The organism is Microbulbifer mixtoriginis (SeqCode), from assembly GCF_052466765.1.
The window spans coordinates 12,583-38,227 of the sequence record NZ_CP174290.1; the positions used below are offsets into that span (position 1 = coordinate 12,583).

Here is a 25,645-nt window from a genome sequence, read left to right on the forward strand (position 1 = left end):
GCCAGCATGAGCCCCACGCAGCTTTTTACCTACGGCGAAGACCTGGGCTTTCGCTGGGCGAAATCCCAGCAGTGCATCCGCCTATTTCATTTGCATTCGCATATCTACGCCATTGCCGCTCTACAGCCGGAACCCATCCGCGACGGTTTCACCTTCGGCGCGCAGCGCAGTTTGGTGCGCCGCCTCACCCTGCCTACCAGCAAAGCGAGAACCCTATGACCACCACACAGAAAAAGAAAACCGCGGCCAAGCCGCGCAAGAGCACTGTGGAGCAGCTGCCGCAAATCAATATCGGTGCCGAGCTTACGGCAGAGGCCAAAACTCACGGCTTGGAATTGCCAACCTTCAAGCCCGGACACACTTATGACCTGTACTGCACCCACCCGGTGGAAATTGATTGTGGCGACCGCCAACACGCAAGAGCCGGCCTTCGCCTAACTCTGCCCCAGGGCGTGGTGGCTTTTCTAGCGCCTTATCCGGGGTTGTCTGATGTTCGAGGCGTGATGCTAATGAATGCCGGCGCGGTTTTGCCTGCGGGATTTAGCGGTGAATTGGAGGCCGTGCTTTACAACACCGACGCAAGAATTTTCCGCCGCGATGCTGCCGAGCCGGTAGCGCAGCTCCTTATCTTGCCGTTTCCCTCGCTCGCATTGACCACAAACGGCGCTGCACTGGGTGAGGAGGGCAACCAGTGAAGTTGGCCCCAACTCGCATTCCCAAGCTGCTGGCCCTTGCCAATGGCCGCGCCTGCGTGAACTGCCTGACCTCTGACGGCACGGTGGTGGCCGCCCATTACCAAGGTTTCCGCAGTTATAGCTACGGCAAAGGCCGCGGCATTAAGCCCCATGACGCTATGGCCGCTCACCTGTGCTGCCGTTGTCACCAGCAGGCAGACAGCTCTGGCTTAGCGGATACCCGCGAGGCACACAGCCACAATTTCCTGCTGTTGATTCTCACAACCCAATTAGAGCTTGTGACAGAGGGGCAGGTTATTACCGGGGAATCTGCGCGCCCTGTGGTGATGGAGTTGCTGGGTAATGCCTCGGCCTTGATGGAGTACAGCGAGCAGGAACTGCACGAAACCGCCTGCCAACTGGGCCAATACTGGGACGCGGGCGAAATGAATGTAGCGCCACGCGGCGCCATGGTGAGTGGCTTTACCGCTTGGAGGTGTGCATGAGTTACGCCACACCGAGCCCCTGGGAGCCTTACTTTGGCTACGACGAGCTGCAATGCCGCTGTGACCAGTGCGAAAACTCGCGCCGCTGGGATGAGCCTATCGGCTTCAACGGCGACCAAATGTCACCGGTGTTTATGGGCCACGTTCTGGTACTGCGCCGCGATTATTACGGCGCCCCCCTGGGGGTGGCTTCCGGGTTTCGTTGCCCTAACCACCCAATTCCCACCGCCAAGCGTTTGCAGGCACTGCGCAAGGGCTGCGAGTACATCCCGGGCGCCCATGCCCGCGGCGAGGGCATCGACCTGCGCTGCTCTGGCGCCGCTTTTATCAAGCTGATGCACGCCGCTTGTGCCTACAACCGCGACCTGGAAGCCCAGGGCAAAGCGCCTGCCTTTACCGGGGTTGGAGTAAGCCAAAAAGGCCCCGCAAGCAAACGCTATCTGCATTTGGATGGCAGCCCCGCAGCACTGGGCCGCCCCCGTCCGCACGGCTGGAGTTACTAACCCATGGCGCAACTGGATAACAAATTAAAAAAAGCCCTGCAGGAACGCTTGGAAGAGTGGCGCGAGTGGGTGGAGTCCGGCAGCTACGGCGCAGGCGGCGGCAACATGATTGCCGCACTCATGGCCAGCGGTGGCGAGTTGATCCGCTCCACCGCGCCCAGCAGCGGCTACCGCTGCCCACGTTCGGAAGAGGTGGACCAGTGCCTGCTGGCACTGTCGCAAATTCTTCCCAGCGCGCGGCGGGTGGTGGTTATCGAGTTGCGTGCCGGTGAGCCCGGCCTGGAAACCCAAGTGGCGCGGGCCCGCGCCGCCAAGATGAGCAAACGCCAATATGTGGAATATCTCAATACCGGCCGCTGGGTTCTGGTGGGCATGCTGTTTGGCCGCACCGCCGCCAGCGCTTTTAAAGCTGCTGCTTTTGAAACTCCCGAGCCCCGCCAGAAACGCATCCGCACCTGGCACGACGACGCGACCCGCAAAGCCCTGCCGGAGACAAAAGCCCAATGACAGAGCAACAAAAATCCGTGGGCCGCCCGCGCCGTGCCGTTGACGATCAAGGCCGCCTCTTGTGCTGCCTGTGCGACACCTGGAAAGACCCGCAAGAGTTCCACGCGAAAACCAACAGCAGCAGCGGCCGCGACAGCCGCTGCAAAGAATGCGACCGCGAGCGACGCAAGGCCACCTGGCAAAAGAAACAGCGAGCAAACCGCATAGCGCGAGCGCTGCGGGCTTCCGCCGCGAATTTGATGTAGTGCAAACCGCAATAAGAAGACAAGGAAAAGACCATGGCTAAACCAACAGTTAAACCCTTCAGAATCACCAACGAGATACGCAGTGATATTGCTATGGCGCTAACCTCTGAGGCCGTAGAAAAGTCAATCAAGAGTATTGCCAAAGAAGCTGAGCAGTTAAATAAAAACTTTTGGAAGCTTTACGAGAAGCGATTGCGCGCAGTTTCCGGCATTCCTTCCACCCGTTGGTCGAAACTGATTCAGGAGGGGTTTGCCACTAGTTGCTACTCCATAGTTCCAAAAATCCGCGTAAATAATGCCAGTTCTGTGCTGCTGCAAATTGACCGCGATTCTCAAGCGTTTAGGCAGGTCCACTGCATGCTCAATAGGAGCCTGCAGGAACTGCTAGACAAGTGGATCAAGCCAGCGCCTTCTTACTCACGCTATGCAACTCTTTTCTTTACCGCACCTAGAACACTTCCCGGCCTAAATGACGGAAGTATTCTGGAAGACCCTGAGTTAATTGCCGCTATTCGCGCTTTAAAGGACCGAATAATAACGGTGCTTTCAGAAGCTTTGAGCTTTCTCAGAAAGACGCAAACCGTACTCAATTCCTGCCGATCTTCAAAGCAACTTGAAGAGTTGCTGCCAGTCGCCGCCAAGTACCTGCCAAGGAGAGAAGAAAAAACTCAGGAGCTAGCGCCTATCGAATTGGCCTCTTCAGTCACCGAAATGCTGCAACAGGGCATTCCAACCTCTAAGGCGAGCGCAGCCTAAGTGGGGGTAAGTATGAAAGCCAGGCAATACAAAAAGCTCTGTAAGCAAGCGCGTGCGCTGTTAATTGCGCTGGGGGAGCCTGCCAGTGATTTCTCCAAAGAGGATGACTCAATAACGGTTAAAGGGCGCCATGTGTGGGTATACGTCTGGGGAATTAATACCGGCCCTGACTATTTCGGCGAGTGCGACTGGTACGACGCCTGGCACGTACTGAGCCAGCGGATTGCCGACGAAACCGCCACCTGGGGACCCTACGAACAATTTCCCTACCGTTCCAGCATAAAAAAAACCATCGCCGTTTTGCGCTATGCGCAGCAGCAAGTGGAGATAAAGAAAAATGTACTGTGATTGCATGGACAAAAAACTGGAAGAGCTGCACGAAATAGCCCTGAAGCAAATTGACGGGAACGTCTTTAGCTCCTCAGTGACGACCCAATGGGAAAGCAAGGCGCTGCCCCTGGCGGACGGTATCGAGGATGGGCTTGTAATGCGGGCGGTCACTCAAGTTCGGCGCACACGCGGCAGCGGTCAATTCCGGGAGGCTCCGCTGGAGATAACTATCAGCACACCAATGAAATTTTGCCCATTTTGCGGCGAGAAACTGGAGAGAGAAAGCAATGACCACTGAACAGAAAATCAAACAATTCGCCGTTTATCGCGGCCAGCTCGGCCTAACGAACGGCGGCGAGCGCAACTTTAAAGGCGCCTTTCATGGTCACGATGAAGCGATGGGAAAAGCCCGTGAACTGGCCGAACAGCAGCGGGGCGGCTGGGTGCAGATCGAGGACCGACTCACAAACACCTACACCGAGTACGGGGTGACCTTTAGCGGAGAGTTAGAGAAGCGCAAGCGCGATTGTTAAGGGAATAAAGCACAGAGCCGGCAAAACATCGACGGAATGGGGGAGTGATGTGATGACACCTGAACAGAAAGCTCATAGGGATTTTTTCCGGAAACACTCAGAGCCAACTGCAGATAAGCCGTGGTTTTCGTATAGCCCAGATGGTGGCTTCTTGTTTTTTTCATCTGAGGGAGAGGCCAAGGAAAACGCCGAGCGCGAAATTGATGGTTACCTGGATGAATCCTGGAGCGAAGAAGTTGAAGGGGTATTAGTTGGGAAGGTTTCTCTCGTGGCGACCCGAACCAACGTAAAGGAGCTTCCTCCTGGGAGTGAGTTTGATTACTGGTGTGACTACCAGCTTCTACCCCTGGCAAATGGAAGTGAAAAAGCTGCAGAGCAGCAAGACGAGAGCCCGGTGGATGCGCTAATGGAGAAGGTTGAGCACCTTGCCACTACCTATGCCTCTGCTCGTAGTGATGAGTCGAATGGAGCCCTGTTAGAGGGGCTGCAAGGGTTAGAAGATGCGAAGGAGCTGTATTCAGAGCTGCGCGAAGAGTTGGACCAATTGGCATGCAGTGCTGGGGGTGAGTCGTGAAAGAGCTTCCGGTACTGCTGAAAGATTGGGAGGTTCTAGCGATTCTGGATGGCCATAAAACCCAGATGCGCAGGCCAATAAAGCCGCAGCCATTTAATGGCGCAAGTGACGAGGAGGCTATCAAGCAAATTGGTGGCTTGCCTCCCGGCCGCTCCTTATACCAGGAGATCAACAGTGCCTGGCAAAGCAGGTTTGTAGATATTGACTGTCCCCACGGTGAACCGGGTGACCGCCTATGGGGGCGTGAGGCATTTGGTTATGAGGTCCGCTCATTGGGAGGCACGCCACATGAGCAGATCGTCTATCGACCCTCTAAACCAAATGCCGTGCGCTGTTATGACTGCAATGGGGTGGAGCAAGCCATTAAATGGAAGCCGTCAACCCACATGCCCCGCAGGGCCAGCCGTATCACCTTAGAAATTTCAGCTATTCGAATTCAGCGTATTCAAGAGATCAGCGAAGAGGATGCGAAAGCCGAAGGTCTGCGCTGGCATAGCCTCTACCAGGAGTGGGGCGGCGTCGAATTACACCCCGATTCTCGGCCGGCCCTGCCGCAGTGGCGCTGGTATGGCAACCCCGTCGAAGCATTTAAAAACCTGTGGGAATCCATCAACGGCGCAGGCAGCTGGGGGCAAAACCCCTGGGTATGGGTAATTGAGTTCCGCCGGGTAGAGCAGGAGGCGCAGCTGTGAGGTACGGGAGCGTTTGCAGCGGTACCCAGGCTGCCAGCAGTGAAAACTTAAGCCCTGCACTCTCTGTAACGCACACCACAGCAGTGGCCTTTGCACAAAACAGCCGTGATGAGCTCCGCGAATCACCAACGGTTGGTGCATTAAGCTCTGGCGGCGGCAAGCCTGGTCAAGGATTTGCTGCAGTTCGCCAGGGCTTGGCTCCGCGCCGCCTCACCCCTTTGGAATGCGAGCGCCTGCAGGGCTTCCCCGATAACCACACCCTAATTCCTCTTGAGGCCCGCAAGAAAGTGGAAACAGAAATGGTGGCTTATTACAGCCGCCAGCTGGGCCGCGAGCTCACCGCCGAGGAGTGCGATTACCTAGCCAGCGATGGCCCTCGATACAAGGCCATAGGCAACAGTAAGGCTGTGCCGGTGGTGCATTGGATTGGGTTGCGAATTGATATTGCTCTGGGGGTGGCAGCATGAAAGTCGCGAGCTGGGATATTCAAAGCGACCAGATACGACTGCACACCAATCGCAACCTGGTGAACCGCCTGTGGCGGCTGGTGCTGTGGGCCCAGGGTGAGGACGGCGAGCAAGTAAAAAAAACGATTCAGCACCGCCAGCGCTGCAACCTGACAGATATTGCCGGGATTGCCGCCGAGGAACTGCTGGAAATGATCCGGGAAAAGGAGCCGGTAACCCAAGCCGGCTGGAGAGTGGAGCTAAGGCGATGAGTTCAAGAAATTATTTTCAACGCTTGCTAGATAACTTACAGAAATTAATCAGCCTCGCAACTGGGTGCCGGTATCACTGGCGGGTGAAATTGGTGTATTCGGTTGAGCGTGATGATTTGTTTTTCACTGAAGTCACGATCTCTCTGAATAGCCGCAGCCTTATTGAAAGCCGACGAGAGATTGTAAAAGCAGTACCCGCTATGCACGACCAAGTTAAGGGGCACTGGAGACGGAACAATGGCGAAGTGCGAGTGATTCCCTTGGCTTATCTAGGGTGGTTTTGATGATTAGCAGTAATACACCCAGCCGCCAGCAGTGCAGCGACCGGGCGGAGATTGAGGAGCAGGTCGCGGCATTTTTAGCCGGTGGTAAATCCATTCAACAAATACCCCGTGGCCAATCTGGTGAGCAGTTACGGGTGGCACCTGGTAGCCAAAAGAGCACCAGCCGTCGCTGGGCGAAGCAGAAGAAAAACCACTTACACATTAAAAACCCAGACAAAAAGCAGGGGAGGGCGAACAAATGAAAATGCGCAGTATTGAAGTGGCCGCACTGAGTGGCAACGCACTGGACTGGGCGGTGGGCGCAGCTATTGAGCCGGGCTTTGTCGAGAAGACCAGGGAAATCAGCACCCTGGAGGGCACCCAGCTTTTTCTTACCTCGCTGGGTGAGCCGGTATGCGTTATAGGGCGATTCACGATTGCCCAGCGCAAACGGATAGAGGAGAGCGTGGGCAAGATATGGGCCGATTTTTATAGCCCCTCTACAAATTGGAAGAGCGGCGGCGAACTAATCGAAAAATTCGACGTTGCCGTGTGGGGCCCTTTGGGTGAGCGCACCGAGCACACCGCCAGCGTGGGCGCTAATGGCGACCGCTACCCAGGCCCCAGCAAATTGGTGGCCGCAATGCGCGCGATAGTTGCGCACAAGCTGGGCGAAGTGGTGCAGGTGCCGGCGGTTTTGTTGGGCCGCATTTAATTCATTTTGAAATGGGAGAGGAAACAGTGAGCCAAGAGATTGAACTAAAAAACTGCCCATTTTGTGGCGCTAAGGCGGTATTTGACTCTGACGACGATGGCTGGCAGTGGATCGAATGCACCGGTTGCGGTGCTGCTACTGAAAGTCGTGTTTCTTGCGCGGATGATTGCAAACCGCTGCTAGCGAAAAAATGGAATTCACGGGTTAGCGAGGACGATGCGCCGCTGACTACTTCCCAGAGGCACCAGTGGAACGATGTTGGCGAGCGCTGTTTGCGTTGCGGGGATAAAGATTGGATGGCCGCCCCAGAATGCAAGCCCTAGAGAAAGGGGAGCCGCTGCTGAATCGTTCCTGGGGCGCAAACGCGCCCTACCTGGCAGCGGTGGAGTGCCTGCGGAAATGCTTGTACTGGCTGAGTTTTCACGGGGCCGAGGCATTGCGGGCACAGGTGAAAGCGGGGCGGGTTTTGGTGGAGGTAGACCGCCCGATACCGGGTGAGAGCGCACCGAGAATGCACGGCGGTGAGGACTACCGGGCAGTGGAGTTATGCGGCTGCCAGGTGATTTGGAGAAAGGAAAAACAGAATGCTAGTTAAGACCGAAGACGGGCGCGTATTCGAATCAATCCATATTTTTGCCAGCAATGAGCAGAGGGCACGCCTAGCGGCAGAGGCGGCGGGTATTCCCTGGAGCCGCTGTAGATATGTTCACAACGTGAAAGCGCTGCGCAGGTGTTACAACCGGCCGGTGTGGTTTGTGCGCGGCTGGTATCAACGCGCAGACGCCTACGACGTTGAGCGAGCAATGGAGCTGCGTAAATGCTACGCAGTGCATCAAGTGCGCACAGTGTTAAGCGTGGATTTTGCAGAGCTGGAGCGAAAAGCCCGGGAGCTGGCAAGCCTGGCCGCAGTTGCGCAGCCGAAGACGGTCGAGGATTGGCGAGTCAATCTTTCCCGCTTGTTTTTTTATACGTGGGTGGCTGGTTTTTGTCGAGCTGTAGGGGGTGCCCGTGATTAAGCCTCGCGCCGCTGCAGAGTGGCAAACAAGGCACGTTTTTATTTTGGCCCGAGGGCATCGCGAGGCCGCGAACTATGCCAAGGCCCAGGGGCTGCACCCATTGAACTGGGAGTATTTGAACAGCTGCAAACAGCTGAAGAAAAAGCCAGGCGCAGCTGTGGTAACGGTAGGGAATTTCCACCAGCGCAAGGATATCGCCGCACTGACCGAGGCGATGAAGAAACACCATTGCCACGCGGTTTTTGCGGTACGGCGGGCGGGTTAAAAGGCACCGCTAACTAATTTATCCCCTCACAGGATAGAACTCTGCGGCGCCGGTACGGGCCGCGCTTATTGACGATTTAGGAGAAGACTATGGCAGCAAGACGCAACCCGGTACGGGGCCGGGCACTTTCGCAAGTATTCCGCGCAGTCCAGAAGAAGCTGCAAGCGATGGAGCCCTGGGAAGTAGACGACCTGGCCCGCCGGGCCGATTTGAGCCCCGCCACCCTGTACGACTGGCAGACAGCGCGGGTGGAATCCCCCGGTATCGAGAACCTGGAGAAAGTGGCCTATTTACTGCGTATTAAGGTGACGATTGAGGTGAAACCAGGCGTGGTAGGACAGCGCAAGAGAAAAGCGGCAAAGGGGAGGGCCTGCGCTTGAGCAACCTAGTATTAATGGCTTTGGTGGGGGGGGTGTTACTCCTACAGCTGGTTTTAGTGGGCGCACTGCTCTGGCACCGCTTCGGTACCAAGTTGCTGCTGGTCAATTATTCGATGAGCGGCGGCGAAGGTGAGGGCGCCTGGGTAGTAAGTTGCAGCAGTTTCGGGCGGGTGCGGGGCCCTTTAACGGATGCAAAGCTAGATTTCCTGCTGGATACGTTTATCTCAGCAAAACGCCGGGATTTCCCGGACCTGACGGGCTGGAGTTTAAACGGTGTGACGGTTTTAGATGCGGCGGCGCCATTGCCAAAGGAGGAATAGACGCGTCTTTTACTAGGGAGCGAACTCCTTGTGGGGGTTCGCTCATCTGCGAATTTAACGAATCAGACTGCAGTTGATCATCTGTAGCCTAGGACCAAAGCCCTTCAGTAATTGAACGGGCTTCACCCGAAAGCTCTCGGATACGCTGGCGCCCCTCGGGGCTCAGTCCAGAATCGGAGCTGTATGCCAGGTTATCGAGAGGCCCAAAAGCACCTAAGTAGGAGCCAATAAAACAGCGTCGCGCTTCCTCAATGGGAACCTTGTGGTGTTCAGCGTATCTTTCTGCAAGATCGTCGATTTCGCCGGCAAGCGCTCTTTGTATATTACCGAGCCAAAGCCTGGCCTCGGCAATCAAACTCTTTTCCAGAGCTGAGGCGGGTGATTCTGGCATTACGACTCTCCCAGCCGCTTTGGGGGGTTGTCTAAGAACATTAGATCGATAAGCTCGTTATCAACCATTCCAATATCATCCCCTTTAATCTCGCGTACATACGCCTGGATAGATTCTTGTGCTATCCGCAAATTCTCTTCACTGGGCTGGCCTATCGCTTCGTATCGCTTTCTAATTCTTTCGATATTCTCTTCGAAGCTGATTTCATCGCGCACCGCATAGGTGCCTAATATCGCATGTAGCAAGGCGTTCACTTCTTCAGCGGTAAATTCTGGTTTATCTTCTTCACCGCATGAGGGATCAGCGAGGATAAGCGCGGCCAAGTCCTCTGGGAACTCCTTTAGTTCGCCTGTCTCAATTCTGATCAGCATGGTAATACCCTTAATTCCTTGGCTAGCTCTCGCTGCTGCCCTTATCCACAGAAACTGGGGACAAAGCTGTGGGCGATTTTGCCCGGCTTCCTTTTAATGCGCCTTTCTCTGAAATGGCGGTTTTTTACTCAGGGTGGGGGTGGGTAGGACGGCTGACGCCGGCCTATCTATCTGGCAGTTTTTTGATTGTTTTGGGCTTTATTAGAGACTTGGCAAACTGCCTTTCTTGTTCAGTAGCGGAAAACAGCTTCAAATAGTCTGAGTCCACACTGCCGATATCTGCCTCTTCGACTTCCCTCACATAAGCCCGGATCGACTCTTGTGCCCAGCGTAGGCTCTCTGCACTTGGCGGCTTGAATTGATCATATATTTCTTTCACCGCTTTAATATTGTCCTCACGGCTCAAGTCAGGATCAAAGTATGTTCCCAAAATCGAGTGGAGTGCGACATTGACCTCTTCGGCAGTTAGTGCCTGCTTGTCGCCGTTATCGGAGAAAGGATCAATCAAGACACGCGCGGCCAAGTCTTCAGGAAATTCTATAAGCTCCCCGGTTTCAATCCGAATCAGCATGGGATCACCTCCAGTTGCTTGGCCAGCTCTCTCTCAAAAAATTGAAGCTGCGGATAGCTAGAATAGTCTTGCTCACTCATAGCCCAGCCAAGGCCGCCGTCTACCTCAAACCTGGTTAGATGCTTGAGCTTGCTTTTAACATCCTTGTGCATCAAAAGAGCCTTAGCCTGATACATCTCTTTTTTTCTAGCCGCTCCGCCCTTTCGCCGAGCTTCCAAGCCTTCAGTCTGCAGATAAAAACCAAAAATGGAGATTTGATCGAGGTCGGGCAGGATCATGTTAATGGCGGTTTGCGCTATGACTCGTCCTAAGCCGAAAGGGTGTACCCTTGCAACTTTGGCAGAATCTGTACTGTTGGATTGATCATAGAATTTAAGCCCCACAACATAACCGTCAATTCCATCGATGTTGTGATAGCTGATTTCTACAATAAAAAACGTACCGCTGTATGGAACCCGTTCCGTCTTAGACTTCACTTGGTTGAGCTGGGGGTGGCCTGACATTACTTTCTTCCTTGAAATACAATCGAAAATCCTTATCGACTGAGGCGGAGAATATATTGGGGGCCATGATTTAGCAATTCCAGCGGCTCACCAGCAGCCTCTTCCTTGAGCACACGCTTACACAAACTAAAACGTTGCATATTAATCACAAAAGTTGCTTTTAGGTATGGCCATGGGGGCCCACCCCCGGGTACAATTTCATGCGCCCAGGCGAACACACTTGAAAGCCGCTGATTAAGAGACTGTTGATAAGGGACTAGCATGGAAATCAAGTTACCCGAGGGAAAACTGCTTATAAAAATGTGGGAGAGTCTTGCAGATAACGGAATTCCAGCGCTTCTGGGCCCCTGGCAGGAAATTCGTATGGCTAGAGCTAAAGCTGACGCAATGCGGGTTCTTGCTCAGGCTGAAAAAGATGTAGAAGCAATAAAGGCAGGGGATGTTGCTATCCAGATTACCCCTGGCACCGCGCGCCTGGAGCACAGCAGCGAAGAAATACACCAACCTACCCGGAGAGAGCCGGCATTAAACCTCGAAGAAATGGCCGCCTCTGTTGCATCGGCTGAGCTTGCAGGCTCCATTCGGAGAGAAGTAAATACCACTAAAGCCATTCTTGTGGCTGAGGATATTTTAAGCCGGGATACCCAGCGACCTTCCGATCAGAATATAGACGGGGATTGGCTGCATACATGGAGGGAGTATGCCGGCAAGGTTTCCGCTGTGCAGCTGCAAGAGCTTTGGGGGCGAGTGCTTGCTGGGGAGGTTAAAGAGCCTGGCTCTTTCTCAATGAGAGCATTAGTATTTCTAAGCGGTATATCCAAAAGAGAAGCCGATCTAATTGCCAGAACTGCACAATTTATTATTGGAGATAAAATCCACGTAGATCAAGCTGAGCTTTTAGATAAAGCGGGGCTAAAGTTTGACCAGCTGCTCTACCTTCAAGAGATTGGTTTCTTGGCTGGTGTAGAGTCTAGGAACCTTGGGACACAATACCCTTCAAGGCTCTCTGATTCTTACGAGGCATTATTATTGGCAAACAATAAAGCTTTAAAGGTAGAGCATCGGGATAAAACCAAGACTTTGCTTGTAGAAAGTTACTCTATCACTCATCTTGGCAGTGAAATACTTCAGCTTTGTAAGTTTGATATAGATGAAGATTATTTTAGGGCTGTTGCTTTAAAGATCGCAAGGCAAGGTTACCAAGTAACCGCTGCAGATCGCGACCGAACGAATGGGGCTAGCTTTACCAATGCCCAGGAAATAAAAGTTGAAAATCACCCTCATGGGTGAATCGTTAGAGTTAAAGTGCCGTCTAACTTTCGGCGGCTTCCTCCTTTCTATACTCGGCCTGTATACGGCAAACCTGCGACTTGCTATAGCCGGTAGCCATAACTGTCTCGGCAAGGCTAAGCCCTTTCTCCTCTCGGAAATAGCGCACCAGCTCGTGACGGTCTTTGTCTGCTGGTCTGCCCTGATACTTTCCGGCTTTCTTCGCGGCTTCGATACCCTGGCGCTGTCGGTGCTGCCGTGATTCATAGTCCTTGCGCGCCATGGCGGCCATCAAATCAATCAGCATATTGTTGATAGCTTCCAGTATTGCCTCGATAACCTGGTCCCCATTGGAGACGCGCCCGCGGTCTAGCGCCAGGTAGGAGGTGGGCACATCCAAACTGACTATGCGCAGCTTCTTCGCCTGTATCTGGCTTTTTAATTCGCTCCAATCGTTGTTGCTCAAGCGGGTAAGGCGGTCGATTTGCTCCACCAGTAACACATCATTGGGCTGGCTGTCGGAAAGTAGGCGGTTTAGTTCTGGCCTCTGCAGGGTGGCGCCGCTTTGATTCTCGACGTAGTAAGAGGCGATGCGCTGGCCGTAAGGTTCGACAAAGGCGTCAAGGCTGGCGCGGGCGCGGTTGGCGTTTTGTTCTTCGGTGGAGGCTCGCAGGTAGGCGCGAATAAACATATCTGTCCCTAATGGTCCCGTTTGGGTTGTCCGATAATATGCTGTCTCTTTTGGGTAGTCGCAAGCTCTTTTTGGGGTTTTGCTGTGGGTGTCTCTTTTGGGGGTGCTTAAAGAAGACAATCGCTAAAAGTTAAAATTAAACCAAATAGATAGATAAACCTTTTTTGTTGCATTTATTCAAAAGTGATTTATTCTTCCCCCTTCACGACAAAAGCAGGGGAGGGATAGCAATATGTACGATTTCCCAGTAGTGCTAACTAAGGCTGAAAGCCGTGCAGGGGTTTGGGTGGTTTGCCCGGATGTGCCGGAACTGAACAGCGCCGGTGATACCGCCGAGGAGGCACTGGCGCTGGCGAGAGATGGACTAATTAGGGCACTCTCTCTCTATATCGACAACCGACGACCAATCCCGGTGCCGTCAGAGCCCGAGCCCGGCCAGCCCGTAATCCATTTGCCTGCCTTGATTGCTGCAAAGGTTGCCTTGTGGAATGCTATGCAGGAGCAAGGTATGCGAAAAGCTGACCTAGCCCGATTGATGGAATGCAGCCAGGCGCAAGTAGACCGGTTGCTGGACTTTTCGCACGGTTCAAAGCTTGAGCGCATTGAATATGCGTTGGGGTTGTTGGGCAAACGCTTGGGGGTGGTTGTAGCGGAAAAGGAATTCAATAAAGGCTGAGAAGGCAAGGGTATGACCGAAGACAGACGACAAAAGGATGGTTGGTATGAAAAGGGGCATTCTCTAACTGAGAGATGGCTAGGGAATGGATATATACCTAACTGGTTTCGCTGGGTTGAGTGGGTCACTCTTACTTGCGTATTGGTTACAGCTGCTATCAAAGCAACTAATGGTATAGGCCAGGTTATCTTAGGGGTAGTAGCTGCTGTATCTATTCTGTTTGTATATTACTCAGGGATGATTGGCTTTAATGTATTGACCTCAGGACTGCTAGAGAAATATAAATTAAAGAATAAGTTAGGTTTTTGGTCTGTAATCTCACTAGTTTTCCTAATTCCAAGTGCGCTCCTCTTCGGGCTTACTACTGCAATATTAAGTTTGATACCGCAATAAAGCTCGATTCAATAAGAGGTTATTAGAATATGGCCAACAACGACAAAAACCAATTAGAGCTATTTATTGCCGACATTCTCGACGTGGCCCCAAAGGGTGACATGCTGACTATGGAGCACCCTATCTTTTCCCTATCCAAACGCCGCGATACTCGCAAGTGGGTTTATAAAAACGGGGAAAACTGGATCGAGGTGACGCCGAGCGCTGACGGCCGCGCAACCATGCACGACAAAGATGTGCTGATGTATTGCATTGGCCAAGTGGTTGAGGGTTTGAACCGAGGCCGTGAAGTTTCCCGTCGAGTGCAGATTGTGGCTTATGACTTCTTCCGAGCCACCCATAGAGACACAGGCGGCAAGAGCTATGCGGCCTTGCATGATGCCCTGGCGCGTTTACGGGGAACCACTTTTAAGACCAACATCATGGGCCGCCGTGGGGTATTTGGTCTGGTAGATGACGCCGAGATTATAGAGAGGGACAACCGCGGGCGAATGGCTAACATTGAGGTCACACTCAGTAAGCAGCTATTCGAGGCAGCTAAGCGCATGGAAGTTTTGACCTATAACCCTGGCTACTTCGACCTGAGCAGCGCCAATGATCGACGCATGTATGAACTTGCCCGCAAACACTGCGGTAAGCAGCCTACCTGGTCCATCAGTATGGATAAGCTATTCATCAAATTTGGTTCCACTGCTGCGCGCAAAGAATTTAACCGCATGGTGTCGCGAATGGTGAAAGCTGATCGGATACCGGATTACAGCTTGATGCTAGAAAACGGAATTCTGACAGTAATCTCACGTAGTGATGCGGTTTGGCAAAGGGCTGGAGCGCTCGAACACACGCCAGAATTAGAGCTGGAATAATTCTGTGATAAAGCTGTTTAAATGCTGTATGTAAGCTGTTGATTTTATCGGGTTTTTACCCACCCTGCTTTCGGGGTTTTACCCACCTCAAAATCGGGGTATTACCCACCCACTTTCGGGGTATTACCCACTCATATTCGGGGTATTACCCACCTAAGTTCGGGGTATTACCCACCCGACCACCCCTCTAGCCCCCGCCAGCCGTGGCTTTCAGAAACCGTAACTGTATTAACTTGGTAACTATTAGATAACTAGATAGGTAACTTACTACTTAACTTTTATTGGCAACAATAACAAGCGCTATTTCTCCCCTGTTGGGGGTGATTCTGCTGTTTTAGACGCTGTAACCCTCAAAATTCAATGTGCTAGAGCTTTTGGTGGGTGAAACCCCGAAATGACGGGGGCTGCATGGCAATGACTCGGGGTATTACCCACCCATGCTAAAAGAAGCGGCCTTAATTTTGAGGGAGACGTTTTTGGGAATTACGGATTTTCGCGGTAACTTTCCCTCATCGTGGGCAAGGTGAGCCCAAGCAGCACAGACACTTAACACCGCCACCAACTGAGGGCAGCGCATGAAGAACTACCACTAATCGCCTTTAGGTTGAAAACCCGAATATCAACGAAAGCCCCGGCAACCCCGGGGCTTTTTTTATGCCTTGAGGAGCCTATGAGCTGCGAGCAACCCAAGACTATTAACCGCGACACCCCGGTGGCCATTGGCCTGGTTGTCATGCTGTGCGGCGTGGCTACTTCTGTTGGTATGTTCTGGAGTAAGTGGGAAGCCCTGGAGCAAAACCACCGCAAAGATATTGCCCGCCTGGATGAAGACAACCGCCGCCTAGAAGAAAAGACAGATCGCAAATTTGCTGATCTACAGGACAGCATCGACCAGGTGGGGCAGGACGTGAACCAAGTGAAAAACTTTCTAATGCGTAACCCGGGGCCAAGCTATGAACGCAAGTAAACGGCCAGCCACCAGCCTGCAAGCTATCGGGGCCACTGAAATTCTGGTGCTCGTGATTCCCATCAATGGGGTAGTGGTGGCGGCTTCGACTGATAGCGACACCATGACTATTTGGCGACGCATTGGCCCGGACCTATTCAAGCCTATTCACGCTTTGCCATGGGTAGAAACTTCAGATGCACGGTTTCTTATGTTGGGCGAGGCATACGACAAGGCCGCCGAGGCTGTACGACTGTACGCAGCCGGCGAGCTGGGACAGTAAAGGAGCAAAGCTGTGACATTTTGGAAGAGACTATGGGACAACGCCGACACCATCCAGCAGGGCGTCGATGCGGTGATCAGAACCGGCGACGCCTTGGTATACACCGAAGAAGAGAAAGCGGACTTTAAGGCGCGGGTATTGGATTGGCTGCTCAAGTGGCAGCAGGCAACAGCTGGCCAGAATCTAGCGCGACGGTTGCTGGCCCTCTCAATTACTTTTGTTTGGTTATTGGAATCATTGGTTGCCCTAGCCCTGGTGATTTGTTCCGCATTCAAGCCAGAAAGCAAAGCCATCGCTGACGCTGCGACGGTAGCTTTTGAAGCAGCGCGAGCCATGGGGCTGCCTGTTGGGGTGATTCTTACCTTCTACTTTGCCCCCAACAAGATTGGCGAGGCTGTCAGCCGCTACCAGATGGCCCGAGACTCCCAGGAATGGCAAAAAAAGGCAAAAAAGTGAAAAAAAGGCAAAAAAAGTGAAAAAAAGTGTTGACAAAATTCCCTGGGTCCTATCTAGGAAATCGGGCCATACGGGTAAGGTACTCGCGAAATATGCCTAGATATGAGTTTTTTATTTCGGGGTTGTTGTTGTTGTCATTCCATTTTGATTCGCGTTTGAGTCTGCAATTCTAGGGGTTTCTGCAATTCGCACTGCTTTTTAAATGTAAACCCCGTTAAGTTCGGGAGGCTGCCATGGCAAAAGGGCAGGAAGTAAACCGCAATGAGCTTGCGGCCCTCCTCGGTGTTTCCCTCCCAACGATTACCAACTGGATCAAGAAAGGCTGCCCCTATGTAGAACGTGGGGGCAATGGTCGCTCCTGGGTCTTTAACACGGCTGACGTGGTGCGCTGGCGGGAGGAGCTAGCGAGAGGCGAGGGCGTTAGCACTGACCTGCAGGACAAACCCGCCGCAGTGCTGGAAAAGACTCTGCTGGAAATCAAAGTTGAGCGGGAAAAGCTGGCGCTGGATAAGGAAAAAGAGGCTGTGATTGCCGTTGAGCTGGTGCAGCCGGCTTGGGAAATGATGGCCGCAAATATCCGCAGCAAAATGCTGGGCGTGACCGCTAAAGCGCAGTCACGAATCCCCGGATTTACCCGCGAACAAGCAGAAGTTTTAAAAAGCCTTGTTTTTAAGGCTCTGGGGGAGATTGCCGCAGATGACCAGTTACCAGAAGCAGTTGCAACGACTGTGGATGGCGGCGTGTCTGGTGATGACACCGCCGCCCCAGCTGATAGTTAGCGCATGGGCTGATAAATACGCGGTACTGTCCGCAGAGAGTTCGACCGAGACAGGGCAGTGGACTAGCGAGCCCTATCAGCGCGGCATCATGGACGCGCTCGACGAACCCGAAACAGAGCGGGTTTCTGTAATGAAATCGGCACGGGTGGGTTATACCAAGTGCCTAAATCACATTATCGGCAAGCACATCGATGTAGACCCGTGCAGCTTGCTGGTGGTGCAGCCTACGGTGGAGGATGCCGAGGGCTACAGTAAAGACGAAATCGCGCCAATGCTGCGCGACACCCCGGCCTTACAGGGCAAGGTATCCGCTAAAGCCCGCGACGGCTCCAACACCCTTTTGAAAAAGCAGTACCCCGGCGGGGTCCTGCACCTAGTGGGAGCCAATAGCGCCCGCGGCTTTCGCCGCATTACCGTGCGCGGTGTGCTGTTCGATGAGGTGGACGCATATCCCAGCAACGCAGGCGGCGAGGGTGACCCCATCAAGTTGGGGGAAAAGCGCTGCGCCACCGACCCCAACGCATTTATCTATATGGGCAGCACGCCCACCCTTGATGGCTTTTCACGCATTCAAAAGGCGTTCAACAAGTCGGACCAGCGTTACTACTTTGTCCCCTGTCCCCACTGCAAGAAAAAGCAAACTCTGAAGTGGGGCGGTAAGGGCAAGCCTTACGGCATCAAATGGGAACCGGGAAAACCGCAAACGGCTTATTACGAGTGCGAGCACTGCCACGAAGCCATAGACCCCAGCCACCGCGCGTGGATGGTGGAGAACGGCGAATGGCGTAGCACCGCCCCGTTTGAATGTTGTGGAGTAGAGCAAGAGCCTGAAAAGTGGGACGGTCACCACGCCCTTTGCCGCGTATGTGGTGAGCGTGTCGAACGCCACGGCCACGCCGGCTTCCATATTTGGGCTGCTTACTCGCCATTCCCCAAAGCCCGCTGGCCTGCCCTCGCGGCGGAGTTTCTGGAGGTTAAAGACGACCCCGAGCAGCTAATAACTTTCGTAAACACCGTTAAGGGCGAAACCTGGAAGGAAGCTGCCGCCGAACTGGACTGGGAACCGTTACACGCCCGGCGTGAAAACTACGGCCCCAAAGTGCCCATGAATGCCGTGGTGTTGACCGCTGGTGTCGATGTGCAACCGGACCGCCTGGAGCTGCAGGTGATTGCCTGGGGGCCCAATAATCACTGCTGGCCACTGCGTTATCAGGTATTCGATGGCGACCCCAGTGACAGCGCCGTTTGGGAAAAACTCTCTAAGGCACTAGACCGCCAATACGAACACGAAAGCGGCCACGCCATGTGGGTGGAAGCCTGCTGTATCGATACCGGCGGCCACAACACCCACGACGTTTATGCCTACGTGAAGGAAAGAGAGTCAGAGGGCCGGGTGTTTGCGATTAAAGGCGGTAAGGACCCCACCGGCCCGCCCGTACGCAGACCCAGCCGTGACAACCTCGGCAACGTCGATTTGTACACCCTCGGCTCTAACACCATAAAAACCCGAATCGCCCGACGCCTGAAAATTACCGAATCAGATAAGCCCGGCTTTATCCACTTTCCTCAGAGTGATGAATTTGAGGTCGATTATTTCCAACAGCTCACCGCTGAAAAGGGAATGAAAGTCATCTACAACGGCCACCCAGTGATCTGGTTTCGCAAGCCTCATAGCGGCATTCGAAACGAAGCCCTGGATACCTTCGTTTATGCCATGGCCGCCCTGTTCATCCTCAACCCGGATATGGAAGCACTCCCGCAGAGCTACGCCGAGCGCGTTGACCCACAACAGCAAGAGCAAGCCCAGCCGCAGCGGGTTAGCTCCAACTGGATGAATAGCTAATGGAACAACTCTGGACCCCCGAAGACCTGCAAGCGGTCAAAGACGCCATTATGAAATTGGTGTCCGGCAAGCGTGCTGTGACGATCAAATTCAGCGGTGGAAATACCACGAAAGAAGCCAGCTACGCCCCGGCGGATTTACCGCAGTTAAAACGCCTACACAGCGAAATCCGACGCGAACTGCAAAGAGCTGCCGGCGCTTCCGGCAGCGTCACCACTGTCACCAGCAAAGGGTTTTGATAATGGAATTCCCCCACCTTGCGGCCTCGGGGTTCCAGTTGTCAGGCGGTGTCAGCCTGTCCAGTGGAGCCTATGACGCCGCCAAAACGGGTGGCCGCCTCAGCACCTGGACCGCCAACGATTACGGGCCCAATGAATCCCAGCAATTCGATGCCCCCACTATCCGCGCCCGCGCTCGTGATGTTACCCGCAATAACGGCTGGGCGAATTCCGGGCTTGAAAGCTGGGTGGCCAATATTGTTGGTACTGGTATTCGCCCAAGCTGGGACCTAGACGACGAGCGCCTGCGTGAAGACCTACATACCTTGTTCACCTATTGGGCTGAAGAATGTGACGCTTCCGGGGCCCTTGATCTGTATGGCTTGCAGGCCCTTGCCTGCCGCGGTGCTGTCGAGAGTGGAGCTAGTTTTGTGCGCCGTCGAATCCGCCCCCTGTCCTGGGGGCTATCGGTGCCTCTGCAGCTGCAATTGATCGAGGCCGACCAGCTGGCGGAACAGCTGAACACCCGTCGCGGTGGGATAACCATTCGAGGTGGTATTGGCCATAACAAAAAAGCCCGCCGTGTTAATTACCACTTTTACAAAGAGCATCCCGGCGAGGCCCGTTTTAGTTTTCACGCCGGCAACCTGGGCACAGTAGCGGTGCCAGCCGATCAAGTGGCCCATATTTACCGGCCCGAACGGCCTGGGCAGAACAATGGCCTGCCTTGGGTAAGTTCGGTATTAGTGAGGCTGCGAGAGCTGGATCAGTACCAGGATGCGGAGCTGGTGCGCAAAAAAACCGCTGCCATGTTTGCCGCGTTTATTGAAGAGGCACAGCAGGACAACCGAGGAATCGGTAAGGCGGGCGCCCTCGGCGGGCAAGCTACCGCTCCGGGGCCGGTAAGCCTGGAACCGGGTATTTTGCAGTACCTGGCCCCAGGACAAAAAATCAGCTTTTCAGCCCCTGCTGATGTAGGTGCTAGCTACGAGCCCTGGTTGCGCTCCGAACTGCTGCAGTTTGCTGCCGGGTTCGGCCCCACTTACGAGATGGTCACCGGCGACCTGCGCGGCGTTACTTATTCCAGTATCCGCCAAGGGGTATTGGAGTTCCGCCGCAAGTGCGAAATGGTGCAAGCCCACATGATGGTGCATCAACTTTGCCGCCCATTGGCGCGCTGGTTTATGGATGCTGCTGTGGGTTCCGGTGCAATTAAGATTCTCGATTACCTGCAAAACCGTCGCCGTTATACCCGCATCGACTGGCAGCCCCAGGCCTGGGACTGGGTGGACCCGGAAGGCGACCAGAAAGCCGCCGAAGGCAAGGTGCGCGCAGGCTTCAAGACCCGTAGATATTTTGCCAACAAGCTGGGCGGTAATGCCGAGCGCATCGACCGTGAAAACGCCAGAACCCGCAAGCGTACTCAAGAACTTGGCCTTGTTTACACCACCGACGCCGCCGACACCGACAACAAAGGCGCCTTGCAAAAGGTGCAGACGGCTGCCGCCAGTCCTACGGAAGCCGCCTAACAGGAGAACCCCGTGACAATTCACTCTCAGCAATTGCCGCACAGCGTTGCCAATTTGCCGTTAATGATTAGCGAGGCCGGCTGGCCTCAGATGGCTGCCGCTTTAGAGCAGCCGCCCCCGCAGGCAATGAGCGCTGAAGACCTAGCCCCCAACGATGCCGAGCTGGCCAGCGGCTGGGCTTGGGTCGATAGTGCCGGCGGCTACTACCGCCTATCCGATGAAGGCGTGGCGATAATTTCTGTCATTGGTCCCAGCTTTCACCGCGGTTACCCCTATTACAAATACATAGGCATACCCACCTATCTGGATCTGCGCGCCCAACTCATCCACGCCCTGGACTCTCCCAGGGTGTCGCGCATTGTGTTGGAGATCGACAGCCCCGGCGGCATGGCTGCCGGACTGTTCGACCTAGCCCGCTTTATGTTGCAGCAGCGTGGCGAAAAACCTATCACCGCCTTTGTAAATGAAAATGCTTGCTCTGCGGCTTATGGCTTTGCTTGTGCTGCTGACCACATTGTCGCCACGGAATCCGCCACCGTAGGCAGTATCGGTGTGATTGCCAAACACCTGGACCGCACCAAGGCGCTGGAGGGTGCAGGCTTCCTGATTAGCACGCTTAAAGCGGGCGAATACAAAGACGATGGTAGCCCCGATAAATCACTGGATGACGAAACACGCGGGCGCCTAATGGCGCACATCAATGAGCTTTACAGCGATTTTTGCCAGCTGGTCGCGGATGCCCGCGGCCTTGATGTGGAGGCGGTGAGAAATACTGAAGCGGGTGTTTTCAGCGCACGCCAGGCCCTGGAAATTGGGCTAATCGACGAAATCACCACTTATAACGACTTTTACAACGCCATGGCCGGCCAGGCCGCCAACAATGAGGAAAACGGAATGTTTGGAAGAAAAAAGGCCGAAACCACCACCCCGGACACTGCCGCAGCGGGCGAAGCCCAACCAATTACCATGACAGCTGAGGAACTGGAAGCGCACAAGAGCCAGGCCATTAGCGAACACATGCAGGCCCACCAAAGTCACATGCAGGATATTTTGCAAATGGCTGAGGAGGCCGGTTGCCCCGAACTTGCTGCAAAGGTGATGGCCGAGGGGTCCACCAGCCTGGAGGACGCCCGCGCCAAGCTCTTTGCCCAACAGTCAGAGGAAGAAGAGGAGCTTGATAGTTCCCTGGCCTCAGAGAACAGCGAGAACCCACTACTCGCCAGCGCCAAAGCCCGCGCCGCTTCCTAATCGCTTCACGCGAGTAACCCCCTAAAATTTCTGGAGAGCTGAACATGGAATTAACCGAAGGCAAGAACCTGGCCGATTTGGTGATTTATGAAAATGAAAACTATCGCTATAGCCGCAGCAGTGTGCAGGTTACCGGCGGTAAATTTGAGCTTGGCCAAGTGCTGAAAAAGACCGGTAGCAAACACACCGCCATAGATGCCGCGGCCGGTGATAACCCCAGTGGTATTTTACTGAATGACACCGACGCCAGCGCCGGGGATAAAGAGGCGGTGATACTCGACCTTGAGGGCATTGTCCACGCTGATGCCCTGATTATGGACGGCACCGCAGCCCAGAAAGATGCGGTAATAGACAAGCTCAAGACGCTTTTAAAAATCAAAGTCCGCTAAAGCCCGCATAAACCCCAATACCGCAACCGCCGCACAGCCCGCACCCCGCGGGCTTTTTTGCGTCCAAATTTCTTGATCGAGGAAAACCCTATGCCTATGGAAATGGGAAACCCGTTTGCCCGCCCTGAATTTAATATGGCCAGCCTGACCGAAGCCATCAAACTGCTGCCCAATATGTACGACCGCACGGGCAAGCTGAACCTGTTTAAAGAAAAAAAAATCACTTCCCGTACAGCGCTAATTGAGTATAAAAACGGGCGTTTTTATCTGATTAAATCCCAGCAGCTGGGTGCCCCAGGTCAAAGCCATAAAACAGGCAAACGCAACATTAAATCGTTTCTGGTGCCGCACTACCCCTTAGAAGGTGAAATCCTGCCGGAGCAATATGCCAATATTCGCGCCTTTGGTTCCACCAGCTCTCTGGCATCCCTGGCGGAGGTAATGAACGATACCCTGCAGGATTTGAAAGATTCACATGATATCACTCAGGAAAATGCCCGCATGGGGGCCATTAAAGGAGTGATAACCGACGCAGATGGCTCGACAATTTATAACCTCTACAATGAGTTCAATATCACTAAGAAAGTTATCACCTTTAATCACAACGACGACTTTCGCATCAAGACCCTGGAATTAAAGCGCCACATTGAAGACAACATTTATGGCGATGCCATGGACGGTGTACGCGTTGAAGTTTCCCAGGAGTTTATGGATTTCTTTGTGACCCACGATAGCGTTGAGAAACCCTACCTGCATCATGCTGAGGCGAGCCAGCGCCTCGGCGGTGACCCACGCAAAAGCTTTGAATTCCAAGGGGTCATCTTTAGCGAGTACCGCGGCAAAGCGATGGATAGCCAAGGCAATACCCAGCGCTTTATTGGGGCGGGTTCAGGCCACGCTTACCCCACAGGCACGCACCGCACCTTTCAGGAAATTATTGCCCCGGCGGATTTCCTCGAAACCGTCAGTACCTTGGGGGAGCGCTATTACGTGAAAAGTGAGGCGCGCAAGTTTAACCGCGGTGTTGATGTGCATACGCAGTCCAATGTATTGGCGATGTGCAATAACCCCAGCGTGCTGGCGGAAGTTAAAAAAGGCTCTACCGGCTAAACCAATCAGCAACCCCAACCCCAAACCCCCGGCCTTGTCCGGGGGTTTCTGTTTCTGGAGGCAGCAATGTTTGATGAACTAATGCCGCAGCTAAACGACACCATTGACGAGACGTTTAATGAATTAGCACCGGCTCTATACCACCGCATGGCCGGTGGTGCTCCCTTAACCGTTTCCGGCGACTTTGAAGCTCCCAGCCAGCGAAGTAGTGGCCCGGTGGGCAGCCATACAGGAACCCAGCCCAGCTGGAAAATGCGCGCGAGCCAGGCCCCCCAGGACTGGCAAGACGGTGACTTATTGGAATTCAAGGGCACCACCTACCGGGTGCGCGCACCGCTGCCCGATGGTGCCGGCTTTGTGATTTATGAACTTTGGGATTACTCACCATGACTGGCGAACGCATAACCCTGGAATTGCGTGGCAGTGATGCCCTGGAAACCTACATCACCGAGGTGGAGCAAAAGCTGATACCCCGGGCCGAGGCCCGGGCCGCCAACCGCACCGCCAACCACTTGCGCAGCCGTTATGTGCGCGACCTCAGCGCAAAAACCCGCGTGCGCCAGAAAACCCTGCGGCGCAAGGTCAAGCAGCGCCACGCCAAGGTTGGTGAATTGGCGCAAGTTTGGTTTGGCTTGCTGCCGGTGCCGCTCGCTGCCATTCCAGGCGTGCGCCAGGTAAAAGCCGGCGTGCGTGGTCCCGGTGGCATCGATGAGCCTGGCGCTTTTATCGCGATGGTGGGCGCGGGGCATCGTGGTGCATTTCGGCGCAAAACCAAAAAACGCTTGCCCATTCGCCAACTGACCCGAGCCATTGACCAGCCGGCGCGACAAGTGCTGGGCAATGTGGCCGACGACCAGCAGTTATTCGAGTTTTTCGCGCGCAATTTTAATAGTGACCTGGCCTACATGGCCGACCGGGAGGCCCGCAAACATGGCAAATAATCCAGCAGAAGGCCCCAGCCTTACAGCGGTAACCGAGAGTATTTTGCAGGCATTGGCAACGGTGCCCAATGTGGCGCAGCGCGGTGAAATACCGGAAGAGTTTTATATTCCCGGCCGGTCGTTTTCGATTAATACCCCCGCGTTGCTGCTGGGATTTGTCACCGGCGAGCCCACCGGGCCGGCGAATAATGGCCTTCAACCAATCACCATAGAGTGGGAAATCCTTGCCCTGGTAAATAACCAGCGCAGCGTGAAGGATAACCACCGCACCGCCAGAGAGCTGGCCATTTCTGCCGTGCTAGCCCTAGAGCCTCATCTTAAGGACGCCCAGGGCAAGCCACTAAAGGCGGGGATTATGGATTTTGTTCGCATGGACCCGGCGCAGCTTTCCGATACCCACGGCAGCGGCGTTGCGGCCTATAGCCTGGAATACCGGCAAAAGCTCCGGGTAGGTGTAGACCGAAGAATCGACCCCACCCCGCTGCCCAACCCGGTGGAGCTGTTTGTGGGCTATACGCCGCAAACAGGCCCAGACCACCGCGACGACTACCAAAAAGTGGCTGAGGTCAGAAGGCCATGACCCCAGAATCTTGGCGAATGCTTTTACAGCAATTTAGAGAGTTACAACGGCGTTTCGATAATTTTTTACGCCTTGGCACTGTGGTCGAAATTGACCACAAAAAAGCCCGTGCCCGTGTACAGCTGGGAGCCAACCGCACTGGCTGGCTACAGTGGTTTGCCCCGGCGGCAGGGGAGGGTGAAACCGAATGGCGCCCGCCCAGTAAGGGCGAGCAGGTGGCGGTACTCAGCCCCGGCGGTGATTTGGCCTCTGGCCTGATTCTGCCCGCCATTTACAGCGGCCAGCGTCCCCCGAATGGCGACGCCGCTGGCTTGTATCGGCGTACTTTTGCCAATGGTGACGTGATCGAGTACCAGAGCGGAAATGCGAATCTGCGCATCTCTGGCACCCTTAATGCTGAAGCCGAGAGCATCCACCTAAAGGCCACCAACATTAGCCTGGAGGCTAAAAACCTCAGCACTAAGGCTGATAGCACACAGATGCAAGGCGCTGTGACTCACAGCGGTGGGGACTTCAGCAGCAACGGCGTGGTGCAGCATAAGCACAAGCACAAAGTGGTCGGCATAGATAAATACACCGAAGACACGCAATAGGGGGC

46 protein-coding genes are annotated in these 25,645 nt (G+C 54.3%); 41 read left to right on the top strand and 5 right to left on the bottom strand.

The window, feature by feature from the left end; genetic code table 11:
- Window positions 1-6 precede the first annotated feature (6 nt).
- From ACJJIV_RS21245 to ACJJIV_RS21355, 23 genes are all read left to right on the top strand, one after another.
- Complete coding sequence (locus tag ACJJIV_RS21245) at window positions 7-219, top strand: hypothetical protein (protein ID WP_444886023.1); 213 nt, start codon at window positions 7-9, stop codon at window positions 217-219.
- On the top strand, window positions 216-695 hold the full coding sequence (locus ACJJIV_RS21250) for a dCTP deaminase/dUTPase family protein (RefSeq protein WP_444886022.1): 480 nt from the start codon (window positions 216-218) through the stop codon (window positions 693-695). The genes ACJJIV_RS21245 and ACJJIV_RS21250 overlap by 4 nt, the downstream gene beginning before the upstream one ends.
- Window positions 692-1,180 (top strand): hypothetical protein, encoded by a 489-nt coding sequence (locus tag ACJJIV_RS21255; protein WP_444886021.1) that lies wholly within the window; start codon window positions 692-694, stop codon window positions 1,178-1,180. The genes ACJJIV_RS21250 and ACJJIV_RS21255 overlap by 4 nt, the downstream gene beginning before the upstream one ends.
- Window positions 1,177-1,683 carry a hypothetical protein gene (locus ACJJIV_RS21260; RefSeq protein ID WP_444886020.1) on the top strand — a complete coding sequence of 169 codons (507 nt, stop codon included), beginning with the start codon at window positions 1,177-1,179 and terminating at the stop codon, window positions 1,681-1,683. The genes ACJJIV_RS21255 and ACJJIV_RS21260 overlap by 4 nt, the downstream gene beginning before the upstream one ends.
- A gap of 105 nt (window positions 1,684-1,788) precedes the next feature.
- The gene (locus ACJJIV_RS21265; RefSeq protein WP_444891748.1) at window positions 1,789-2,190 is read left to right on the top strand and encodes a hypothetical protein; all 402 of its coding nucleotides are present in this window, start codon (window positions 1,789-1,791) and stop codon (window positions 2,188-2,190) included.
- Entirely contained in the window at window positions 2,187-2,435 is a 249-nt protein-coding gene (locus ACJJIV_RS21270; protein WP_444891749.1) for a hypothetical protein, read from the top strand. Before ACJJIV_RS21265 ends, ACJJIV_RS21270 begins: the two co-directional genes overlap by 4 nt.
- A gap of 33 nt (window positions 2,436-2,468) precedes the next feature.
- Entirely contained in the window at window positions 2,469-3,191 is a 723-nt protein-coding gene (locus ACJJIV_RS21275; protein WP_444886017.1) for a hypothetical protein, read from the top strand.
- A 12-nt stretch (window positions 3,192-3,203) separates the two neighbouring features.
- Window positions 3,204-3,539 carry a hypothetical protein gene (locus ACJJIV_RS21280; protein WP_444886016.1) on the top strand — a complete coding sequence of 112 codons (336 nt, stop codon included), beginning with the start codon at window positions 3,204-3,206 and terminating at the stop codon, window positions 3,537-3,539.
- 4 nt (window positions 3,540-3,543) lie between these two features.
- Entirely contained in the window at window positions 3,544-3,819 is a 276-nt protein-coding gene (locus tag ACJJIV_RS21285) for a hypothetical protein (RefSeq protein WP_444891750.1), read from the top strand.
- The gene (locus ACJJIV_RS21290) at window positions 3,809-4,054 is read left to right on the top strand and encodes a hypothetical protein (RefSeq protein WP_444886014.1); all 246 of its coding nucleotides are present in this window, start codon (window positions 3,809-3,811) and stop codon (window positions 4,052-4,054) included. The genes ACJJIV_RS21285 and ACJJIV_RS21290 overlap by 11 nt, the downstream gene beginning before the upstream one ends.
- Window positions 4,055-4,205: 151 nt before the next feature.
- Window positions 4,206-4,628, top strand: coding sequence for a hypothetical protein (locus ACJJIV_RS21295; RefSeq protein WP_444886013.1), 423 nt, complete (start codon window positions 4,206-4,208; stop codon window positions 4,626-4,628).
- Window positions 4,625-5,320 carry a hypothetical protein gene (locus ACJJIV_RS21300; RefSeq protein ID WP_444886012.1) on the top strand — a complete coding sequence of 232 codons (696 nt, stop codon included), beginning with the start codon at window positions 4,625-4,627 and terminating at the stop codon, window positions 5,318-5,320. Before ACJJIV_RS21295 ends, ACJJIV_RS21300 begins: the two co-directional genes overlap by 4 nt.
- Window positions 5,317-5,787, top strand: coding sequence for a DNA cytosine methyltransferase (locus tag ACJJIV_RS21305; RefSeq protein ID WP_444886011.1), 471 nt, complete (start codon window positions 5,317-5,319; stop codon window positions 5,785-5,787). The genes ACJJIV_RS21300 and ACJJIV_RS21305 overlap by 4 nt, the downstream gene beginning before the upstream one ends.
- Window positions 5,784-6,038 carry a hypothetical protein gene (locus ACJJIV_RS21310; RefSeq protein ID WP_444886010.1) on the top strand — a complete coding sequence of 85 codons (255 nt, stop codon included), beginning with the start codon at window positions 5,784-5,786 and terminating at the stop codon, window positions 6,036-6,038. The genes ACJJIV_RS21305 and ACJJIV_RS21310 overlap by 4 nt, the downstream gene beginning before the upstream one ends.
- Window positions 6,035-6,322, top strand: a complete 288-nt coding sequence (locus tag ACJJIV_RS21315; RefSeq protein WP_444886009.1) for a hypothetical protein — start codon at window positions 6,035-6,037, stop codon at window positions 6,320-6,322. The genes ACJJIV_RS21310 and ACJJIV_RS21315 overlap by 4 nt, the downstream gene beginning before the upstream one ends.
- Window positions 6,322-6,564: a hypothetical protein gene (locus ACJJIV_RS21320; protein WP_444886008.1), complete on the top strand. Its 243-nt coding sequence runs from the start codon at window positions 6,322-6,324 to the stop codon at window positions 6,562-6,564. Before ACJJIV_RS21315 ends, ACJJIV_RS21320 begins: the two co-directional genes overlap by 1 nt.
- On the top strand, window positions 6,561-7,016 hold the full coding sequence (locus ACJJIV_RS21325) for a phage protein NinX family protein (protein WP_444886007.1): 456 nt from the start codon (window positions 6,561-6,563) through the stop codon (window positions 7,014-7,016). The genes ACJJIV_RS21320 and ACJJIV_RS21325 overlap by 4 nt, the downstream gene beginning before the upstream one ends.
- 26 nt (window positions 7,017-7,042) lie before the next feature.
- A complete protein-coding gene (locus ACJJIV_RS21330) occupies window positions 7,043-7,339 on the top strand; it encodes a Lar family restriction alleviation protein (protein ID WP_444886006.1) in 297 nt (98 codons plus the stop codon).
- The gene (locus ACJJIV_RS21335) at window positions 7,327-7,611 is read left to right on the top strand and encodes a hypothetical protein (RefSeq protein WP_444886005.1); all 285 of its coding nucleotides are present in this window, start codon (window positions 7,327-7,329) and stop codon (window positions 7,609-7,611) included. Before ACJJIV_RS21330 ends, ACJJIV_RS21335 begins: the two co-directional genes overlap by 13 nt.
- Window positions 7,601-8,032: a hypothetical protein gene (locus ACJJIV_RS21340; RefSeq protein WP_444886004.1), complete on the top strand. Its 432-nt coding sequence runs from the start codon at window positions 7,601-7,603 to the stop codon at window positions 8,030-8,032. Before ACJJIV_RS21335 ends, ACJJIV_RS21340 begins: the two co-directional genes overlap by 11 nt.
- A complete protein-coding gene (locus tag ACJJIV_RS21345) occupies window positions 8,025-8,297 on the top strand; it encodes a hypothetical protein (RefSeq protein ID WP_444886003.1) in 273 nt (90 codons plus the stop codon). The genes ACJJIV_RS21340 and ACJJIV_RS21345 overlap by 8 nt, the downstream gene beginning before the upstream one ends.
- Window positions 8,298-8,386: 89 nt before the next feature.
- The gene (locus ACJJIV_RS21350; RefSeq protein ID WP_444886002.1) at window positions 8,387-8,677 is read left to right on the top strand and encodes a helix-turn-helix domain-containing protein; all 291 of its coding nucleotides are present in this window, start codon (window positions 8,387-8,389) and stop codon (window positions 8,675-8,677) included.
- A complete protein-coding gene (locus ACJJIV_RS21355) occupies window positions 8,674-8,997 on the top strand; it encodes a hypothetical protein (RefSeq protein ID WP_444886001.1) in 324 nt (107 codons plus the stop codon). Before ACJJIV_RS21350 ends, ACJJIV_RS21355 begins: the two co-directional genes overlap by 4 nt.
- Before the next feature lie 88 nt (window positions 8,998-9,085).
- Here ACJJIV_RS21355 and ACJJIV_RS21360 read toward each other — a convergent pair whose 3' ends face one another.
- From ACJJIV_RS21360 to ACJJIV_RS21375, 4 genes are all read right to left on the bottom strand, one after another.
- On the bottom strand, window positions 9,086-9,388 hold the full coding sequence (locus tag ACJJIV_RS21360; RefSeq protein ID WP_444886000.1) for a hypothetical protein: 303 nt from the start codon (window positions 9,386-9,388) through the stop codon (window positions 9,086-9,088).
- Window positions 9,388-9,759 (bottom strand): hypothetical protein, encoded by a 372-nt coding sequence (locus ACJJIV_RS21365; RefSeq protein ID WP_444885999.1) that lies wholly within the window; start codon window positions 9,757-9,759, stop codon window positions 9,388-9,390. Before ACJJIV_RS21365 ends, ACJJIV_RS21360 begins: the two co-directional genes overlap by 1 nt.
- A 163-nt stretch (window positions 9,760-9,922) precedes the next feature.
- Window positions 9,923-10,330: a hypothetical protein gene (locus ACJJIV_RS21370; RefSeq protein WP_444885998.1), complete on the bottom strand. Its 408-nt coding sequence runs from the start codon at window positions 10,328-10,330 to the stop codon at window positions 9,923-9,925.
- The gene (locus ACJJIV_RS21375) at window positions 10,324-10,833 is read right to left on the bottom strand and encodes a hypothetical protein (RefSeq protein ID WP_444885997.1); all 510 of its coding nucleotides are present in this window, start codon (window positions 10,831-10,833) and stop codon (window positions 10,324-10,326) included. Before ACJJIV_RS21375 ends, ACJJIV_RS21370 begins: the two co-directional genes overlap by 7 nt.
- A 261-nt stretch (window positions 10,834-11,094) precedes the next feature.
- Between ACJJIV_RS21375 and ACJJIV_RS21380 the strand changes: the two genes are divergently transcribed.
- The gene (locus ACJJIV_RS21380) at window positions 11,095-12,123 is read left to right on the top strand and encodes a DUF2806 domain-containing protein (RefSeq protein ID WP_444885996.1); all 1,029 of its coding nucleotides are present in this window, start codon (window positions 11,095-11,097) and stop codon (window positions 12,121-12,123) included.
- A 22-nt stretch (window positions 12,124-12,145) separates the two neighbouring features.
- Here the strand turns inward: ACJJIV_RS21380 and ACJJIV_RS21385 are convergent, their stop codons facing one another.
- Window positions 12,146-12,793: a recombinase family protein gene (locus tag ACJJIV_RS21385; RefSeq protein ID WP_444885995.1), complete on the bottom strand. Its 648-nt coding sequence runs from the start codon at window positions 12,791-12,793 to the stop codon at window positions 12,146-12,148.
- Between the two features lie 232 nt (window positions 12,794-13,025).
- Between ACJJIV_RS21385 and ACJJIV_RS21390 the strand changes: the two genes are divergently transcribed.
- The 17 genes from ACJJIV_RS21390 (at window position 13,026) to ACJJIV_RS21470 (ending at window position 25,640) form a co-directional block, all read left to right on the top strand.
- On the top strand, window positions 13,026-13,469 hold the full coding sequence (locus tag ACJJIV_RS21390; protein ID WP_444885994.1) for a type II toxin-antitoxin system HicB family antitoxin: 444 nt from the start codon (window positions 13,026-13,028) through the stop codon (window positions 13,467-13,469).
- Between the two features lie 12 nt (window positions 13,470-13,481).
- Complete coding sequence (locus ACJJIV_RS21395) at window positions 13,482-13,862, top strand: hypothetical protein (RefSeq protein WP_444885993.1); 381 nt, start codon at window positions 13,482-13,484, stop codon at window positions 13,860-13,862.
- A 29-nt stretch (window positions 13,863-13,891) separates the two neighbouring features.
- Window positions 13,892-14,725 carry a replication initiator protein A gene (locus tag ACJJIV_RS21400; protein ID WP_444885992.1) on the top strand — a complete coding sequence of 278 codons (834 nt, stop codon included), beginning with the start codon at window positions 13,892-13,894 and terminating at the stop codon, window positions 14,723-14,725.
- A 670-nt stretch (window positions 14,726-15,395) separates the two neighbouring features.
- The gene (locus ACJJIV_RS21405; RefSeq protein WP_444885991.1) at window positions 15,396-15,692 is read left to right on the top strand and encodes a hypothetical protein; all 297 of its coding nucleotides are present in this window, start codon (window positions 15,396-15,398) and stop codon (window positions 15,690-15,692) included.
- A complete protein-coding gene (locus ACJJIV_RS21410) occupies window positions 15,679-15,954 on the top strand; it encodes a hypothetical protein (protein WP_444885990.1) in 276 nt (91 codons plus the stop codon). The genes ACJJIV_RS21405 and ACJJIV_RS21410 overlap by 14 nt, the downstream gene beginning before the upstream one ends.
- Window positions 15,955-15,966: 12 nt before the next feature.
- Window positions 15,967-16,410, top strand: a complete 444-nt coding sequence (locus ACJJIV_RS21415; RefSeq protein ID WP_444885989.1) for a hypothetical protein — start codon at window positions 15,967-15,969, stop codon at window positions 16,408-16,410.
- A 233-nt stretch (window positions 16,411-16,643) separates the two neighbouring features.
- Entirely contained in the window at window positions 16,644-17,189 is a 546-nt protein-coding gene (locus ACJJIV_RS21420) for a terminase small subunit (protein WP_444885988.1), read from the top strand.
- Window positions 17,107-19,032, top strand: coding sequence for a phage terminase large subunit family protein (locus ACJJIV_RS21425; RefSeq protein WP_444885987.1), 1,926 nt, complete (start codon window positions 17,107-17,109; stop codon window positions 19,030-19,032). The genes ACJJIV_RS21420 and ACJJIV_RS21425 overlap by 83 nt, the downstream gene beginning before the upstream one ends.
- Window positions 19,032-19,271 carry a hypothetical protein gene (locus ACJJIV_RS21430; protein WP_444885986.1) on the top strand — a complete coding sequence of 80 codons (240 nt, stop codon included), beginning with the start codon at window positions 19,032-19,034 and terminating at the stop codon, window positions 19,269-19,271. Before ACJJIV_RS21425 ends, ACJJIV_RS21430 begins: the two co-directional genes overlap by 1 nt.
- 2 nt (window positions 19,272-19,273) lie before the next feature.
- Window positions 19,274-20,779 carry a phage portal protein gene (locus ACJJIV_RS21435; protein WP_444885985.1) on the top strand — a complete coding sequence of 502 codons (1,506 nt, stop codon included), beginning with the start codon at window positions 19,274-19,276 and terminating at the stop codon, window positions 20,777-20,779.
- Window positions 20,780-20,791: 12 nt separating this feature from the next.
- A complete protein-coding gene (locus tag ACJJIV_RS21440) occupies window positions 20,792-22,027 on the top strand; it encodes a S49 family peptidase (protein ID WP_444885984.1) in 1,236 nt (411 codons plus the stop codon).
- Window positions 22,028-22,071: 44 nt separating this feature from the next.
- On the top strand, window positions 22,072-22,416 hold the full coding sequence (locus ACJJIV_RS21445; RefSeq protein WP_444885983.1) for a head decoration protein: 345 nt from the start codon (window positions 22,072-22,074) through the stop codon (window positions 22,414-22,416).
- A gap of 90 nt (window positions 22,417-22,506) precedes the next feature.
- Window positions 22,507-23,526 carry a major capsid protein gene (locus tag ACJJIV_RS21450; RefSeq protein ID WP_444885982.1) on the top strand — a complete coding sequence of 340 codons (1,020 nt, stop codon included), beginning with the start codon at window positions 22,507-22,509 and terminating at the stop codon, window positions 23,524-23,526.
- Between the two features lie 66 nt (window positions 23,527-23,592).
- Window positions 23,593-23,916, top strand: a complete 324-nt coding sequence (locus ACJJIV_RS21455; protein WP_444885981.1) for a head-tail joining protein — start codon at window positions 23,593-23,595, stop codon at window positions 23,914-23,916.
- Entirely contained in the window at window positions 23,913-24,467 is a 555-nt protein-coding gene (locus ACJJIV_RS21460; RefSeq protein WP_444885980.1) for a phage tail protein, read from the top strand. Before ACJJIV_RS21455 ends, ACJJIV_RS21460 begins: the two co-directional genes overlap by 4 nt.
- Window positions 24,457-25,047 (top strand): hypothetical protein, encoded by a 591-nt coding sequence (locus tag ACJJIV_RS21465; protein WP_444885979.1) that lies wholly within the window; start codon window positions 24,457-24,459, stop codon window positions 25,045-25,047. Before ACJJIV_RS21460 ends, ACJJIV_RS21465 begins: the two co-directional genes overlap by 11 nt.
- A complete protein-coding gene (locus ACJJIV_RS21470) occupies window positions 25,044-25,640 on the top strand; it encodes a phage baseplate assembly protein V (protein ID WP_444885978.1) in 597 nt (198 codons plus the stop codon). The genes ACJJIV_RS21465 and ACJJIV_RS21470 overlap by 4 nt, the downstream gene beginning before the upstream one ends.
- Window positions 25,641-25,645: the final 5 nt, after the last annotated feature.